The sequence below is a fragment of the Mucilaginibacter tolerans genome (assembly GCF_030519375.1).
Lineage (GTDB): Bacteria > Bacteroidota > Bacteroidia > Sphingobacteriales > Sphingobacteriaceae > Mucilaginibacter.
Genome location: NZ_JAUMKB010000018.1, coordinates 56,220 through 71,515, shown reverse-complemented (window position 1 = coordinate 71,515; position 15,296 = coordinate 56,220). Strand labels below are relative to the sequence as shown.

At 41.1% G+C, this 15,296-nt stretch carries 16 protein-coding genes; 7 read left to right on the top strand and 9 right to left on the bottom strand.

Annotated features, from left to right (window positions below; all coding sequences use genetic code 11):
* Nucleotides 1–2: 2 nt before the first annotated feature.
* A complete protein-coding gene (locus Q3A68_RS19665) occupies nt 3–437 on the bottom strand; it encodes a hypothetical protein (protein ID WP_302902838.1) in 435 nt (144 codons plus the stop codon).
* A complete protein-coding gene (locus Q3A68_RS19660; RefSeq protein ID WP_302902837.1) occupies nt 434–1,348 on the bottom strand; it encodes a SoxR reducing system RseC family protein in 915 nt (304 codons plus the stop codon). Before Q3A68_RS19660 ends, Q3A68_RS19665 begins: the two co-directional genes overlap by 4 nt.
* 242 nt (nt 1,349–1,590) lie before the next feature.
* Between Q3A68_RS19660 and Q3A68_RS19655 the strand changes: the two genes are divergently transcribed.
* Complete coding sequence (locus Q3A68_RS19655; protein ID WP_302902836.1) at nt 1,591–2,142, top strand: YceI family protein; 552 nt, start codon at nt 1,591–1,593, stop codon at nt 2,140–2,142.
* 61 nt (nt 2,143–2,203) lie between these two features.
* Nucleotides 2,204–3,070 carry a DUF5777 family beta-barrel protein gene (locus tag Q3A68_RS19650; protein ID WP_302902835.1) on the top strand — a complete coding sequence of 289 codons (867 nt, stop codon included), beginning with the start codon at nt 2,204–2,206 and terminating at the stop codon, nt 3,068–3,070.
* A 10-nt stretch (nt 3,071–3,080) separates the two neighbouring features.
* On the opposite strand, the gene Q3A68_RS19645 is transcribed toward Q3A68_RS19650, so the two are convergent.
* Nucleotides 3,081–3,902, bottom strand: a complete 822-nt coding sequence (locus tag Q3A68_RS19645) for a PAS domain S-box protein (protein ID WP_302902834.1) — start codon at nt 3,900–3,902, stop codon at nt 3,081–3,083.
* 154 nt (nt 3,903–4,056) lie between these two features.
* Between Q3A68_RS19645 and Q3A68_RS19640 the strand changes: the two genes are divergently transcribed.
* Nucleotides 4,057–4,494 carry a hypothetical protein gene (locus tag Q3A68_RS19640; protein ID WP_302902833.1) on the top strand — a complete coding sequence of 146 codons (438 nt, stop codon included), beginning with the start codon at nt 4,057–4,059 and terminating at the stop codon, nt 4,492–4,494.
* Between the two features lie 9 nt (nt 4,495–4,503).
* Here Q3A68_RS19640 and rimM read toward each other — a convergent pair whose 3' ends face one another.
* Both rimM and Q3A68_RS19630 read right to left on the bottom strand, forming a co-directional pair.
* A complete protein-coding gene (gene rimM / locus Q3A68_RS19635) occupies nt 4,504–5,019 on the bottom strand; it encodes a ribosome maturation factor RimM (protein ID WP_302902832.1) in 516 nt (171 codons plus the stop codon).
* A 113-nt stretch (nt 5,020–5,132) separates the two neighbouring features.
* Nucleotides 5,133–5,690 carry a 30S ribosomal protein S16 gene (locus tag Q3A68_RS19630; RefSeq protein WP_302902831.1) on the bottom strand — a complete coding sequence of 186 codons (558 nt, stop codon included), beginning with the start codon at nt 5,688–5,690 and terminating at the stop codon, nt 5,133–5,135.
* Nucleotides 5,691–5,838: 148 nt separating this feature from the next.
* Here Q3A68_RS19630 and Q3A68_RS19625 point away from each other — a divergent pair, with 148 nt between their 5' ends.
* Together Q3A68_RS19625 and Q3A68_RS19620 are read left to right on the top strand one after the other, a co-directional pair.
* On the top strand, nt 5,839–6,369 hold the full coding sequence (locus Q3A68_RS19625) for a 5' nucleotidase, NT5C type (RefSeq protein WP_302902830.1): 531 nt from the start codon (nt 5,839–5,841) through the stop codon (nt 6,367–6,369).
* Between the two features lie 63 nt (nt 6,370–6,432).
* The gene (locus tag Q3A68_RS19620; RefSeq protein ID WP_302902829.1) at nt 6,433–8,544 is read left to right on the top strand and encodes a PAS domain-containing sensor histidine kinase; all 2,112 of its coding nucleotides are present in this window, start codon (nt 6,433–6,435) and stop codon (nt 8,542–8,544) included.
* On the opposite strand, the gene pfkA is transcribed toward Q3A68_RS19620, so the two are convergent.
* From pfkA to Q3A68_RS19600, 4 genes are all read right to left on the bottom strand, one after another.
* Nucleotides 8,539–9,519, bottom strand: coding sequence for a 6-phosphofructokinase (gene pfkA / locus Q3A68_RS19615; RefSeq protein WP_302902828.1), 981 nt, complete (start codon nt 9,517–9,519; stop codon nt 8,539–8,541). The genes Q3A68_RS19620 and pfkA overlap by 6 nt on opposite strands.
* Nucleotides 9,520–9,651: 132 nt before the next feature.
* Nucleotides 9,652–11,376 (bottom strand): protein-disulfide reductase DsbD family protein, encoded by a 1,725-nt coding sequence (locus tag Q3A68_RS19610; RefSeq protein WP_302902827.1) that lies wholly within the window; start codon nt 11,374–11,376, stop codon nt 9,652–9,654.
* 14 nt (nt 11,377–11,390) lie between these two features.
* A complete protein-coding gene (locus Q3A68_RS19605) occupies nt 11,391–11,843 on the bottom strand; it encodes a protein-disulfide reductase DsbD N-terminal domain-containing protein (protein WP_302902826.1) in 453 nt (150 codons plus the stop codon).
* Between the two features lie 8 nt (nt 11,844–11,851).
* Nucleotides 11,852–12,634: a biotin--[acetyl-CoA-carboxylase] ligase gene (locus tag Q3A68_RS19600; protein ID WP_302902856.1), complete on the bottom strand. Its 783-nt coding sequence runs from the start codon at nt 12,632–12,634 to the stop codon at nt 11,852–11,854.
* A gap of 45 nt (nt 12,635–12,679) precedes the next feature.
* Here Q3A68_RS19600 and rsfS point away from each other — a divergent pair, with 45 nt between their 5' ends.
* Both rsfS and ftsH read left to right on the top strand, forming a co-directional pair.
* Nucleotides 12,680–13,054 carry a ribosome silencing factor gene (gene rsfS, locus Q3A68_RS19595; RefSeq protein ID WP_302902825.1) on the top strand — a complete coding sequence of 125 codons (375 nt, stop codon included), beginning with the start codon at nt 12,680–12,682 and terminating at the stop codon, nt 13,052–13,054.
* A 97-nt stretch (nt 13,055–13,151) separates the two neighbouring features.
* Nucleotides 13,152–15,269, top strand: a complete 2,118-nt coding sequence (gene ftsH, locus Q3A68_RS19590) for an ATP-dependent zinc metalloprotease FtsH (protein ID WP_302902824.1) — start codon at nt 13,152–13,154, stop codon at nt 15,267–15,269.
* The last annotated feature ends 27 nt before the right edge of the window (nt 15,270–15,296 follow it).

The following is a 15,296-nucleotide window of genomic DNA, read 5'->3' as shown; positions in this document are numbered from 1 at the left end:
GCTTACCCCTCCCGGCTTAGTGAACGGTTGAGGCGAAAAATCACCCACCTGAATCGAATGATGAAAAATATCAGCGGCACCCACAGGTTCAACTCCAGCATGTGCGGAACGTCCTCGATGAATACCAGGCTGATGATAAGCACCAAATAATTAATGAAAATAGCCCAGCGCAGCGAATCCAACCGGATTTGCCATATCTGCTCATCTTCGATCTTTTCTTTTGCAAATGCTACAAGGAACAAACCAGCCGACATAATTAATGTCGTGCTGATAAAGAAAAGGTGCTCGCCAGCAAATATGCCCTGGTCGCGTGGCTGTGGATCCATTATATTGATCATGCCATGCGAGCGGCCCAGCATACTTAGTGGTACATGCAATACCACGAGCCCCCAGCCGAGGTAGCGTGTCCAATAGGGAAATAAAAAATGATTTTTCATAAAGCCAAAATTCCTTTCACATGCTTGTTTTCATTGTTGCTTTTCCATAAAACATAGCTAAAGCGCAGCACAAAGAACAACGCGATGGTACCGAGGTTAAGGAACATAACCAGCATAAAATCTAAAAAGTAAAAAAAGAAATTAGCCAGCAGTAAAACGGCATAATTAAAATACACGGCTAGCTGCATGGACTCAAGCCTCAACGTCGAAATGAACTCATCTTCTTCGCTGCGTTTGCTGTATCCCCAGATCAATAAACTAAGGGGCAACAATAACATTAAGGTGGCGGTCCAATCTTTGAGTTCGATATCGCCTTTAAAAAACCATGAGCCTATGAATGAGAAAATAATGATGAGCAATAACGGAACTGAAATCAACTGACCGATTATCTTATAAGGCTTTTCGGGCAGGTAGTACATTTTTCCAACCTGGTATTCTCCGTTTCTACTGCGTCGTAAATAGTAATATCTCGCTATAAAGATGAGCAGTGGAGTAAATAAATTATAGATAGACATGCTTAAAACATCTGCAAGTCCGCTTAATGGGTCTTTATCTAGTTTGAGTAACTCGATTGCGATCGCAATGATCAGCCAAATGAAGTAAATCATATAACTAATCAGCACTGCCCAGTATAGCGCGTTTTGCCGCATGCGCACAGTGAGCTCGTCTTCCTTTTTTTCTTTTGAGAAAGCGATGAGAAACAGTCCGATGATAATTAATAGCAGAGCCAATGTTTTGGTCAGGTCCTGAGAAACGGGATGGTGATAAAACTGGCTGGGCCAAACAGGAAAGCTAAAGCCGGGAATCTTATAATCGCGGTATAGCGAAAAATAGCCCAATACAAAACCAGGTATAGCCAGCAACCAGCCAAATGGCCTTAATTGGTTGGGGAAGAGAAAACGTGATTTCATGACTTGTAAAGTTTGATTTACCAAATGTAAAACAAATTTGACAAAAGTCAAGTATGTTTGACAAATAATTGAAAATAATTTTAAAAAAATACTCTTTAAAACTATCGGTATAAAATTATACCACCTATCACTTATATTAGTGGATAATTTGATGAGGGCTAATGCAGCTTTTAAGCTAAGCCTTTTATAGCCGTGCCGACAGATATCTATTTTATTCAGCCAAACCAGATGCTTCATAAAAAATGAGATATATCTGCATTATTTTACTAACCTTATTTAATATCACTAAAACTGATCAGGATCTCTATACTTGTAAAAACGCCCGGATAACACTTTTTTCTAAAGCTTTGATAGAGGATATAAAGGCCACTACATCGACAGGTGTATCGGTTTTTAACGCTGAAACAGGTGAATTAAATTTTAGCGCTCTTATTTCTGCTTTTCAATTCGAAAAGGCCTTTATGCAGCAGCATTTTAACTCGGATTACATGGAAAGCGATAAGTTCCCGAGGGCTATTTTTAAAGGGAAAATGCAGGAGCATATTGATCTTACCAGAGACGGCATTTATCCGGTAAGTGTCGTTGGGGAGTTAACGGTTCATGGTGTAACTCAAAAGAGAACCATACAGGGCAGCGTGACCATAAGAAATGGTATCATAAGCATGGCATCCGAGTTTATGGTAAAATGCGCTGATCATCATATAGACATACCCCAGATTTTATTTTATCATATTGCTGAAAGCATTAAAGTAACGGTTTCGGCTACTTATAATCCGTATAAAAACATTCCCTAAATAGATTTGACAGATGAAGAGTTTATTGACATTATTTTTTCTTGCAATAAGTACGGGGTTAATGGCACAAAAGACCTCTACTACCGACTCATTATTCAATTCGATGAATAATGATGGTTCAAAAGGTCCCATTACGGTCTTCGAATCGCCAAGATTTATTTTAACGCAGTCTACCGAAACAATTAAAAAGAACAACCTGAATGTCCTGGTTATTCACCGGTTTGGCGATGCAGCCGGCAATTTGGGTGGCGGTAAAACTTTTTTCGGGCTTGATGCTGTGGCTGATGTTTATATCGGGTTTGAGTATGGGCTGACCAATGATCTGAATATTGATATTGGCAGAAGCACTATTCCTACGGTTGGAGGCTTAGTTAGTGCGCAGTTAAAATATGCGGTCCTGCATCAGACTAGTGATGGCAGCTCGCCGCTTGCGATATCCGTATTGGGTCAAACTGGTGTGCGGCCATATAACACATACAGTTCGTTTAGCGACCGGATGTCATACTTTGCACAAGCCATCTTTGCCCGTAAATTCTCGCACAGTTTTGCTTTTCAGGTTGCTCCTTCTATATTGTATGATAATTTGCCAAACCCGAATGTCCCCGGTAATGAAAATACCATTTTCTCTCTTTCGGCTACTGCCCGCTTAAAAGTTACAAAGCTGATGAGTGTGGTGGTTGATTATGCACACCCATTTTCTTCTTTCAGAAATAACAATGCCGGATTTAGTGACCCCTTGGGGTTGGGCATACAGGTAGTAACCGGAGGCCACGTATTTACTTTAAATGTTACGAACTCAAGGGCGGTGAGTGAGATGAATTATTTAAGCAATACCGCATCGGATTTTGGACGGGGACAATATCGCTTAGGGTTCACGATATCAAGGATGTTTGATTTTAATCACAAGGAGAAGTATAATCCCAAATGATGATAGGGCGCTATGCAGATTGTTCGATGACACCGATCTCGTCTACCTTTTCGTTGTTCTGCCTTAAAACCTGGTCCAGTTCAACCGAGGATATTTCAAGGAGGCGCAGGAACTCTTCTCGTTCATTATCACTTGCTTCTTTCAGTAATGCCACCAGACCCATGATAGAGCAAAGCGGTTTGCGAAGCTCATGAGAGTTTGACCAGGCTATTTGTAAAAGTGCTTCGTTGGATGTTTTAATTCGCTGGTAAGCTTCCTGCAGCTTTGTTTCTTTCTCGATCAGCTCGGTAATGTCTGTAGCCATTACCAGGTTGCACTGCTGATCCTGGAACAATACCGGGTATGAAACGATAGAGACCATAAAGGTTTCGCCGGTCGACTTTACGTGTTCTTTTATACTGGACAGGCGCGCTTCGCTCTGAAATTCCTTTAAATAATCATTAAGTACCTGGTCACCGGCTGCGGAATGGATTTTATCAGCGGTAATTTTCAGGAATTTTTTCCTGCTGTATTCATACTTTTCAACCGCGGCATCATTTACTTTAACAAATTCCAGCTTTTCATTACATATCCAAAGCGGATTTGGATTGGATTCAAACAATTGACGGTATTCCTCTTCCGACTTAGTTAGCTTACGCTGTTGTTTTTTGATCTTAACGTACAACACATAACTGATGATAATCACGAAAACCAAATCATTTAAACTCCTGTATGAATCCTGTTCGTGCGGAGCTAAATGGCGATAAAATAAGGTAATAATCGGGTTGCTAAATAAAGCCCAGCAGACACCGGTTATCAAAAAGGATAAAGGAATACGTGCTGATTTGAGCATTTCAGTTTGAATGATAAAAAAATTTATAATCCATTTTACGCAGATGAGTTGATTTGGTTTAGTTTTTTTATCGGTACAACGAACCTAGATAACGTTCAGGATGACAATCGGTTAAATTGTGTATTTTCGGTAACTCCAAATAGACCTTATTCAAATGGAAGATGGATACACTGTCTTTGGTATGCTGAATAAAAAATCAAAAACTCTGATTTTTATAATTGTAATATGTTTCGGAATTATTATAGTAGGATCGATTTGGTATAAAGATTCTATGCAGAAACCTTATGAACCTTACCACAGGGATGAAATCTTGTCGTGGGAATTTAAAGGAGTTGTAAAAAAGGTATGGTCACCTGGGCATAACACCGTTGGTGTATTTATTAATGATAAACGATACAATCTTTATGATTATAATACTGCAAGTGGTCTTGCATCAGATGAACATCCGGCAGATTCCACTTCAGATTTTGGTTATAATTCGAGAATTCAAAAAGGAGATTCCCTTATTAAAAACAAAGGGCGATTTGAAATAAAATTAATTAAGTATAAGGATCGAAAGCAATTTGTTTTGGATTGCGTAAGTTATCCCTGAGGTCAATATTTACCCCAAATAAATATCCAGCAACCCTTCCGGCAAATCAACATAAACCTCACCGTTGTTCAAATCGATGCCTTTAATAATGGTTTCGTTCAGCGGGAACAATACCTCGCAGTTTTTATAGTGAACAGTGGCAATATATTGATGAGGAAGCTCCTGTATTTCCAGTATTTCGCCCAGCTCGCCTTCATTCTCATCAATGGCTATAAAGCCTTTCAGATCCTTTAGGGTAAACTCATCCTTTTTCTTTTTAGGTTTGAGTTTGTTAGAAAGGTAAACATCCTTCTTTACCAGTTTGGAGGCTTTTTCAATAGTATCCACATCCTCGAGATAAAGCCAGGCGGTATTTTTCTGGTATTTAACTGATTCCACAAAATAAGGTACCAGTTTACCCCCCAGGTCAAAAAATACGGCTGTAAAGTTGACGTCCTGTAGGTGTTCAAAATCGACGAACATTTGCAGCTCGCCTTTTAAGCCCCGGGTTTTAATGATGGTCCCTATTTTGAAATGGTCTTTCATTTATTATAATGTTTTACCTAACCCTCCCCCTAAAATTAGGAGGAGCCGGAGGGGTAAACAAAAATAGCGAAGCGTTTTTGACCACTTCGCTATTTTTTAAGCTTTTTATAAGATTACTCTGCGCTTTCAGCTTCTGCTGATGCGTCTGCTTCGGTTTCAGCAGCAGGTGCTTCAACTTCTTCTTCGGCAGGTGCTTCAACTTCCTCAACTGGAGGAGTATTTTTAGCAGCAATTGCAGCGGCTTTTTCTTCTTTCTTTTTAGCTTCAGCAGCAAGGGCGGCTTTACGCGCGTCTTGTTTCGCTGTAGTCAGGCTTTCTTTTTTACCGGTGATTTTGCCTTCTTTGTGATCAAGCCATGCCTGGAATTTAGACTCAACTTGTTCTTCGGTCAAAGCACCTTTTTTAAGGCCGCCCTGTAAGTGTTTTTTGTACAAAACACCTTTGTATGAAAGGATAGCACGGCAGGTGTCGGTAGGCTGAGCACCATTGTTTACCCAATCCAGGGTTTTGTCAAAATTAATGTCAATTGTAGCAGGGTTGGTGTTTGGGTTGTATGAACCTAAACGCTCAATGAAGCGGCCATCTCTTGGAGCACGCGCATCTGCCACTACGATATAGTAAAAAGGTTTTCCTTTTTTACCATGTCTTTGCAGTCTGATTTTAGTTGCCATTTTAAAGTTTTATGTATTCAACATTATCCCCGGAGTCTCCTTCTGCGGGGATGCAAAGGTAGAAAAATTTATTTTATTTTCTAAATCTTATAATCAATTAAATAATAGGCACTTTTTAAAAAAATTTATGAACTTGGGACCAATAATTATGACAAGCAAAATACGCATCGCCATAGATATGGATGAGGTGATAGCCGATACTATCGACAAGTTCATTGAGCTTTATAAACAAGAACACGATATGTTCATCCGTCTTGATCAAATGGACGGCAAGGAGTTTAATGAAATGTTGCCCGAGGATATAAAGCAAACGCTAAAGGCTTATCTTCATCAGCCCGGATTTTTCCGCGACCTGAAAGTAATGCCTGGAGCAAGGGAGGTAGTGAAAGAATTGTGCGATAAGTATGATGTTTACATAGTTTCGGCGGCTATGGAGTTCCCTAACTCATTGATTGACAAATACAACTGGCTGAGCGAACATTTTCCATTTATCCATTGGAAGAATATTGTTTTCTGTGGCAATAAGATAGTTAATACCCAGATCATGATAGACGACCGTATACGCAACTTTGTTGGATTTGACGGACGTAAATTATTGTTTTCATCACCGCATAACCATTTTATCACGGAGTACGAGAGAGTAAATAACTGGAAAGAGGTAGCTGATAAATTATTATGACATTGTTAGCCAGACAAAAAATAGATAACTTTATAAAGCTGCCAAAACATTGTAACACTACTTATGCTGAATAGTCTCCTTGCGGCTTTGAACGATTGTGTTTGGGCTTTTGATGTAGATACACAGAAATACCTGTTCATCAGTCCGAGTATACATGCTGTTACAGAATACCAGGTAAAGGATTTTCAGAAAAACATAAAGCTCTGGGGTGAAATTATTGACCCCCGCGACCGTGAAGACGTGTTGGCAACCAACCAAAGGCCCGACGGCAATGAGTGGAGCGAGCGTACTTTCCGCATCACCACAAAAGGAGGAAAAATAAAATGGGTGCAGCAGAAAACGCAGCAAATCACCGACGAGCATACTAATCATCAAATTATTCTCAGCGTAATAGTTGATGTTTCCTACCAAAAGCAGGTTAGCTTTAATTTAAAAGAATCGCTGGGCGATTATAGTATGCTGTTCAACAATAACCCCACCCCGATGTGGATATACGAGTTACCCACTCTTCGCATCATGAAGGTAAACGACGCGGCTATAAAGCACTATGGTTACACCGAGCAGGACTTTTTATCGATGACCATACGCGATATCCGTCCCCGTCTTGATCTGGCGAAATTCAACAATTATTTGTATCAGAAAGCAATCCCCGAAAGCAGCTTGCATGGATTTAATAATGCAGGCGTATGGCGGCATGTAAATAAAAAAGGTGAGATTGTTTATGCCGAAATAACAGGGCACGAGATAAAATATGACAATCACAGCTGCCGTATCATTATCGCCACCGATGTTACCGACAAAGTCTTGCAACAAGAGGCACTTAAGCGCCGCGAGCAGTTCCTGACCTCGCTGGTGGATTCGCAAACCAATTTCCTGGTCAGGATTGATGCCGCCTATAATTTTACGTTTGCCAATAAGTGGTTTTTTAAGACGCTAGGCTACAAAGAGAAAGATATTATAGGAGCGCCGTTCTCGAAAACAGTTTTAGCGGAAGAATACGAGTTGTGCGAACGTGCTTTTAAATCTTGTATTAAAAATCCGGGCAAAGTAATAAGCCTTAAGCACCGCAAGGTTGATACAGAAGGGAACAGCCACTGGATAAAGTGGGAGTTCATCGCTATTCTGGATGAAAACGGAGAAGTGTCTGAATTGCAGGGTGTAGGTCAGGATGTTACCCAAAATATTGAGATAGAAAAAGAAGTTAAAAAAGCTTCTGAGAAGCTAAATAGCTTTGTAGAAAGTATTACCGATGCATTTTTTATAGTTAATAATGACTGGAAGTTTATCAGGGTAAATAGTGCCTTTGAAAAAATAACCGGAAAACCGAGGGAGGAAATACTAGGTTCGGTAATTTGGGACATCTTCCCCGACATTGTCGCTACTGAATTTGAAGATGCTTACCGCAAAGCCATGAATGAGGAGATAAGCGTACAGTTTACCGATTATTTTAAGCCACTAAGTAAATGGTTTAATACCACAGTCTACCCCGCAAGCGAAGGTCTCACGGTATTCATACGCGATATTACGTACGAAATGCATGTGCAGGAAGAAATTCTGTGGACAAAAAATAACCTGGAGGCGCTAATTAATAACACCGAAGACCTTACCTGGTCTATAGACCGTAATGGCAAGTATGTTTATATGAACAGCGCTTACCGTAAGCGGATATCGAATACCACCGGTGTAACACCGGAGGAGGGCGATAATGCATACCTGTATTCAGGCTCAACGGATGAGATTAATGCTGAATGGCGGTCTTATTACCAACGGGCTTTTGATGGCGAAAGATATGTAATCAGGCATGAGAGCCTCAATCCAAAAACAAAGGAAAATGATCATTTTGAGGTAAGTTTTAACCCTATCTATAAGGGCACCAAGGACAAAATCATTGGCGTTGGCTGCTTTGCCCGTAATATCACCGAAAGATTAAAAACGGAAGAAGCATTAATAGAGCAGAATGAGCGCCTGAAAAATATTGCTTCGCTAAGTTCGCACGAATTGCGGCGGCCGGTGGCCAGTATGATAGGATTACTCAATATTCTGGACAGGGACAATTTCAGTAACCCTGAGAATAAACAAATCATGGATCACCTGCATACGGTAACCCAGGAGATTGACGAAGTGATCCGCCTGATTGTAAATAAAACTTTTATTGATTCACGCTTCCACTTATAAGGACAGCATATCTACTATTCGTATAACGTTAGGATCGATATCGGTATGGTGTTTTATTGCATGCTCAAATGGTGTAAACATGATCTCGTTGTTGATCAGTCCCACCATTTCTCCGCGGTAACCCAGTTTCAGGGCTTCAACAGCAGCAACGCCGGTGCGGCTCGCCAGTACCCTGTCCATGCAAGTGGGCTTTCCGCCACGCTGAATATGGCCAAGTATAGAAACACGGGTATCTAAATGCGGGAATTTCTCTTTCACTTTACGGCCGATCTCGAACGCACCCCCTTCTTCATTTTCACCTTCAGCTACAATAACTATACGTGATGTTTTATCCTTGCGGCCATTTTCCAGCCTGTCGAACAAACTGGCCAGACCTGCTTTTCTCTCGGGAATAAGTATATGTTCAGCTCCCGAGGCAATGCCTGTGCGCAAAGCGATCATACCAGAGTCGCGGCCCATTACTTCAACAATAAACAGGCGGTCGTGTGATTCGGCGGTATCCCTGATCTTATCTACTGCATTGATCACGGTATTGATTGCTGTATCATAACCGATCGTAAAATCGGTACCTGTCATGTCGTTATCAATCGTGCCGGGTAAACCGATGATTGGGATGTCAAACTCTTCACCAAAAACACTGGCGCCTTTGAAAGTACCATCGCCACCAATACCAATCAAGGCATCAACCCCGAAGCTTTTTAAATTATCGTAAGCAATCTGGCGGCCTTCTTTGGTGCGGAACTGTTCGCTGCGGGCAGTTTTTAGTATGGTACCACCCTTTTGTATAATATTTGAAACCGATCTGCGGTCCATTGGGAACAGATCGCCTGTGATCATCCCTTCGTAACCCCTGCGAATCCCGGTAACTTTAATGTTGTAAAATAATGCTGTACGCACAACTGCCCGTATGGCAGCATTCATCCCCGGCGCATCACCGCCCGAAGTATAAAGCCCGATATTTGTTATGTCAGCCATTTTTGGTAGTACAGCGGGCCAAGAACCCGCTCTCAACTTAATAAACGCAAAAAAACCTTATCAAAATATGATTTGTGTTATAATAACACTATCATTTTTCAGCGCGAATTTACATTTATTTTTGGCTCTGCGCTATTTTTTGTAAGCATTGATACCGCTTTCGAGGAATTTTGTATAGCTGGCAATGTCATAATCCGCCGGCGAAGGCTGAATTTCTTTGCCATCTTTATCCTTCAACAGGTTGCCATCACTATCCAGCATTACGTAAAGAGGCTGTGAGTTTGAGTTAAAACGGGACGCTTCCACGTCGCTCCATTTCCCTCCCAGCGTGGTGATTTTCTTGCCGCTATAACCTGATACAAACTGCTCGTTTGCAGTTAACTCCGCCTTGTCATCAACAACCAACTGAAGCAGTACAAAATCGTCACGCAAATGCTTAAAAACTACCGGATCAGACCATACTTTAGTTTCCATCTTACGGCAATTCACGCAATTGAACCCTGTAAAATCAATAATAATCGGTTTATGCAACTCTTTAGATACTTGTAATGCCTGATCGTAATCATACCAGGCATCGAGGCCGCGTGTTTTTATGCGGAGATAATTGTTGGCATACTTATGCTCTTTTATAGAGGTTTGTTGAAGAGGTGCTGAGGCCGATCCGCCAGGATCACGGGATAGATCAAAATCCTGTGTTGCCGGAGGAGGCAAAAACGCACTGATCGATTTCAATGGCGCTCCCCACAAGCCGGGTATCATGTAAATAACAAAGGCAAATACGATAAGGGAGATAAAGAACCTCGGCACAGATATATGAGTGACTTCGCTATCATGCGAAAATTTGATCTTGCCGATAAGATATAAGCCCAGCAAGAGCCCTAAGGCTATCCAAAGGGATAGAAATATTTCACGATCGAACCAGTTCCAGTGATAAGCTAAATCAACATTCGATAGGAATTTTAAAGCAAATGCTAATTCCAAAAACCCTAATACAACCTTCACACTGTTAAGCCAGCCACCTGATTTTGGTAAGGTTTTGAGCATAGAAGGGAATAAGGCAAATATGGTAAACGGTATAGCCAACGCAACAGAAAAACCAAGCATACCCATAGCCGGGCCAAGCCGTTCGCCTTTGGATGCAGCGTCAACCAGCAGTGTTCCGATGATTGGTCCTGTACATGAAAATGATACGACAACGAGGGTTGATGCCATGAAAAATATGCCGATCATTCCACCCCGGTCCGAGTTCTGGTCTAATTTGTTTGCCAGTGAGCTTGGCAAAACAATTTCGAAGGCTCCGAGGAAAGAAACACCAAAAACAACTAGCAGCAGGAAGAAAAATATATTAAAAATACCATTCGTCGATAAGGCATTCAACGCATCCGACCCAAATGCAATAGTGATGAGCAGCCCTAATGTCACATATATGATAATGATTGACAAGCCGTAAATAACAGATTTAAATATCCCGCCTGCCCTGGTGCCGCTTTGTTTAGTAAAGAAACTTACTGTTAAAGGAAGCAAAGGATAGATACATGGCAGCAATAATGCTGTAAATCCGCCCAGTAAGCCTTCGATAAAAATCTGCCACAATGTTTTTGGTGCTTCTGGTTTAGCTACAGTTGTTTGGGTGGCAGGTTTTGCTTTTGCAGCCTCAACGGCAGCCTTTTTCCGGGCAGCTATGCTATCGGCTGCAGTAGGGATATCCGTAAACTGGACATCACTCGTGGAAACCGTGTCAGCCTGCTTTTTTTGAAAGGCGTATGCCTTGTTATTTCCGGTAAACGATATGACAATTACCGTAAAAAGGGCTAACCATATCGTTTTTATATAGCTTTTTGAGATCGAAGATGTCATTTTCACCAGGGGTTTTATTTACCTAATGGAATTGAAAAATCAACATCTTCCGGCGGAAGGCATTTTTTGTCATTACAGGTCATGTATTCCAGCTGGCCTTTTATGGCCGCCACATTGCCTGCTTTTAATTTTATTTTTTGCTGAAAAGTAACGGTTTTTTCGAAGTAGGTTACATTCATCTTGAACGCATCTTCATATTTTTTGATAGGTGTAGGCTCACTTGTCTTACCAACCAGCGTATACTCTTTTGTTGGCGTAAACTTGAACGAGGTTTTGATAGGTCCGCCATCTCCGACATTTTGCGAATAGATATGCCATCCATCTTGTATGGTGGCACGCAAAAATACTACAGCTTCATTGTTGCTTAATTTCTTGGCTGCATATGACCATTTCACCGGTGTTTCTATCTGTGCATAAGAAGCCGCATTGATCAGCAATACGGTCATCAAAAGCAATAGTTTTTTCATTTCAGTTTCTATTTATCGATTGTTTTATTCAAAAATTCAATTTCTTTCTGCGTATATTCTGAAGTCCCCGATTCATTGTTCAGGATCAATACCCCATCTTCCCGCACACTTTCTATTATTCCCTCAAATATCTGCCCCTTAGCCTTGAACATTTTTCGTTCATTCAGCCAATATAGTCGGGCAAGATAATCTTTCCTTACAACATCAAAATGGCCTGCCTTCAGATTAAGATAGACTGCCTCAATATTTTTGCAAATGTCTGATAATATTAGTTTCAAATCGTAATCCCTGAGTAAGATTTGTTTTAACGACACTGCATTAGGTACTTCTAACGGAAAATTCTCCTGATTAATATTCAGCCCTATGCCGATTATAGAATTTTTAATTTTCCCACTTTGTACCATATTTTCTATTAATATGCCACCCAGTTTGTCATCGGCATAATAAATATCATTGGGCCATTTAATTTTTAATTGGTCGCCTAAAAGAGGAGATAGCGCATTAATAATGCCCAGACTTATTGCCCTGGTCAGGTCAAATTGTTGCTTCAGGGGCAAAAAAACCGGGTTTAGAAGTATACTAAAGGTCAGGTTTTTTCCGTCTTCGCTATGCCAGCGGTTTTGTTGCTGACCCCGGCCGGCATATTGGCTTTCTGCCATAATGACCGTTCCTTCAGGAAGTGGCTTGGAATTTGTCAGAGTATTCTTAAGGAAATTGTTTGTTGAATCAACTTGTTTAATTGTGATTAAATTTTGTCCAACAAATAATCCTGAAAATATGTTATTTTGCAATGTATATAATGTGTAAACTAAATTGTTCAAAACTAATTCTTTTTGATGGTAAAAAACAAAGTGCTAAGTGAGTCCGCTTATCTTTCTGAACTGGCTATATACGGTATACAGGAAAAAAAGGGAAATGATATTGTTAGGTTAGACCTTCGAAATATATTTAGTTCGGTATCTGATTACTTTGTGATTTGCCATGCCGATTCGTCCACACAGGTAAAAGCTATAGCCAATAGCGTAGAAGAAGAAATTTTTAAAGCAACACAACAGGAACCCTGGCGCAAAGAGGGGCTTGAGTACGGAGAGTGGATACTGCTGGATTATATAGACGTAGTGGTACACATTTTCAGAACCGACAAGCGCGAGTTTTATGGAGTAGAGGATTTGTGGGGTGATGCGGAAATCAAATTTTATAAGAGCGCCTAAAAAACTCCGTCACAGAACCGTAAAGACATGCGTCTTGTGCACGGTTCCCATAACAAATAATAAATTAATGATCGTAAGTTTGATCTAATAAATGGAGATGAAAGATAATAAATCAGAGAGTCCGAAACCAATACGGAAAATACCTAATAAAAAAATGGCCCCAAAACCACCCAAATTTAATATCATGTGGCTTTATGCCATTGTTATTTTGGTGTTGCTGGGCGTTGGATACTTATCAAGCAACCCGGTAGTAAAAACTATTAGTTACCAGTTTTTTGAATCTAACATATTAAAAAATCACGATGCCGAAAAACTGGTCGCTTATAAAAATGGTGATCTTGTTATAGTAGAAGTTTACATTAAGAAAGAAAGCCTTAACAAGCAGCAATATAATGATGTCCGTGATCAGAAGACGACCTTTACAGGGGGCACCAATAATGGGCCACAGTATCAGTTTACTGATGCGTCTTATGAAAGTTTAAAACAAACAGTATCTACTGCAGAGAAAGATCTTCCGGACGCGCAAAAAACACCTATTGAGTTTACCCAACACGAAAGCATATTAGGAAACTGGCTGGTTCAGGGTATCATTATGGTGGTATTATTTGCTGCTGTGTGGATATTCATCATGCGTCGTATGTCAGGTGGCAGTGGTGGCGGCCCGGGTGGTCAGATATTTAATATCGGTAAATCAAAAGCTACCCTGTTTGATAAAGAGGCTCAGGTATCCGTTACATTTAATGATGTAGCGGGCCTTGAAGAAGCCAAACAAGAAGTAATGGAGATTGTTGATTTCCTTAAAAATCCCAAAAAATACACCAATCTGGGTGGTAAGATCCCCAAAGGTGCGTTGCTAATCGGTTCACCGGGCACAGGTAAAACATTGTTGGCAAAAGCAGTTGCCGGCGAAGCACAGGTGCCGTTCTTCTCACTCTCAGGTTCCGATTTCGTGGAAATGTTTGTGGGTGTAGGTGCATCCCGTGTGCGCGACTTGTTTCGCCAGGCAAAAGACAAAGCGCCATGTATCATATTTATCGATGAAATTGATGCTATCGGCCGCGCCCGTGGTAAAAACAATATTGTAGGTGGCAACGACGAACGCGAAAATACACTGAACCAATTGTTGGTTGAGATGGATGGTTTCGGTACCGATTCAGGTATTATCATCCTGGCAGCTACCAACCGCCCGGATGTATTGGATTCGGCTTTGTTGCGTCCGGGTCGTTTCGACAGACAAGTTTCTATTGACAAACCCGACCTGCTTGGCCGCGAACAAATATTTAAAGTGCACTTGAAACCTGTTAAACTGGCCGAAGGTGTCGACGCAAAAAAACTATCAGCGCAAACACCAGGTTTTGCTGGTGCTGAAATTGCCAACGTTTGTAATGAGGCCGCCCTGATAGCTGCCCGTAAAAACAAAGAGGCAGTTGATATGCAGGATTTCCAGGACGCTATCGACCGTGTGATTGGGGGTTTGGAAAAAAAGAACAAGATCATATCACCAGAAGAGAAACGCATCGTTGCCTATCACGAGGCCGGTCACGCCATAGCTGGTTGGTTTCTGGAGCATGCTGATCCACTTGTTAAAGTTTCCATTGTTCCGCGCGGGGTTGCTGCTTTGGGTTATGCCCAGTATCTGCCTAAAGAGCAATTCTTATATACTACCGAGCAATTGGAAGACGGTATGTGTATGACATTGGGCGGAAGAGTGGCCGAAGATATTACATTTGGAAAGATCTCAACTGGTGCACAGAATGATTTGGAGAGAATTACCAAGTTGGCATATGCTATGGTGACCATTTATGGTATGAACGACAAGGTGGGAAATATATCATTTAACGACACGCAGGGAGAATATCAATTTAACAAGCCGTATTCGGAAAAAACTTCGGAGTTGATCGATGCCGAGGTACGCAACCAGATTAATTTAATGTACGAGCGTACTAAAAAGTTACTTACCGACAAACGGGAAGGCTTAGAAAAACTGGCAAACAAGCTGTTGGAAAAAGAAATATTGTTCCAATCAGACCTGGAAGAAATATTAGGTAAACGCCCATTTGACCACCGTACCACTTATGACGAGTTTGTAAATGGCCCGGAAGGGGGCAACCAGGACGCAGCTGCTGGAAACCTTGTACACGAGGGTGTTGCTGACCATTCAGGAACATTCAACAGGAATCCTGAAGAAAAAGACGCCAAAGGCGATAAAGCATAATTTTAAGTTCTAAGTCAGGAGTCTTAA

Coding starts and splice junctions, on each gene's coding strand:
- Q3A68_RS19640 (WP_302902833.1), top strand. CDS start 4,057: ATGGAAGATGGATACACTGTCTTTGGTATGCTGAATAAAAAATCAAAA.
- pfkA (WP_302902828.1), bottom strand. CDS start 9,519: ATGGCTGACATAACAAATATCGGGCTTTATACTTCGGGCGGTGATGCG.
- Q3A68_RS19655 (WP_302902836.1), top strand. CDS start 1,591: ATGAGATATATCTGCATTATTTTACTAACCTTATTTAATATCACTAAA.
- Q3A68_RS19625 (WP_302902830.1), top strand. CDS start 5,839: ATGACAAGCAAAATACGCATCGCCATAGATATGGATGAGGTGATAGCC.
- Q3A68_RS19665 (WP_302902838.1), bottom strand. CDS start 437: ATGAAAAATCATTTTTTATTTCCCTATTGGACACGCTACCTCGGCTGG.
- rimM (WP_302902832.1), bottom strand. CDS start 5,019: ATGAAAGACCATTTCAAAATAGGGACCATCATTAAAACCCGGGGCTTA.
- Q3A68_RS19660 (WP_302902837.1), bottom strand. CDS start 1,348: ATGAAATCACGTTTTCTCTTCCCCAACCAATTAAGGCCATTTGGCTGG.
- Q3A68_RS19650 (WP_302902835.1), top strand. CDS start 2,204: ATGGCACAAAAGACCTCTACTACCGACTCATTATTCAATTCGATGAAT.
- ftsH (WP_302902824.1), top strand. CDS start 13,152: ATGAAAGATAATAAATCAGAGAGTCCGAAACCAATACGGAAAATACCT.
- Q3A68_RS19610 (WP_302902827.1), bottom strand. CDS start 11,376: ATGACATCTTCGATCTCAAAAAGCTATATAAAAACGATATGGTTAGCC.
- Q3A68_RS19605 (WP_302902826.1), bottom strand. CDS start 11,843: ATGAAAAAACTATTGCTTTTGATGACCGTATTGCTGATCAATGCGGCT.
- Q3A68_RS19630 (WP_302902831.1), bottom strand. CDS start 5,690: ATGGCAACTAAAATCAGACTGCAAAGACATGGTAAAAAAGGAAAACCT.
- Q3A68_RS19645 (WP_302902834.1), bottom strand. CDS start 3,902: ATGCTCAAATCAGCACGTATTCCTTTATCCTTTTTGATAACCGGTGTC.
- Q3A68_RS19620 (WP_302902829.1), top strand. CDS start 6,433: ATGCTGAATAGTCTCCTTGCGGCTTTGAACGATTGTGTTTGGGCTTTT.
- rsfS (WP_302902825.1), top strand. CDS start 12,680: ATGGTAAAAAACAAAGTGCTAAGTGAGTCCGCTTATCTTTCTGAACTG.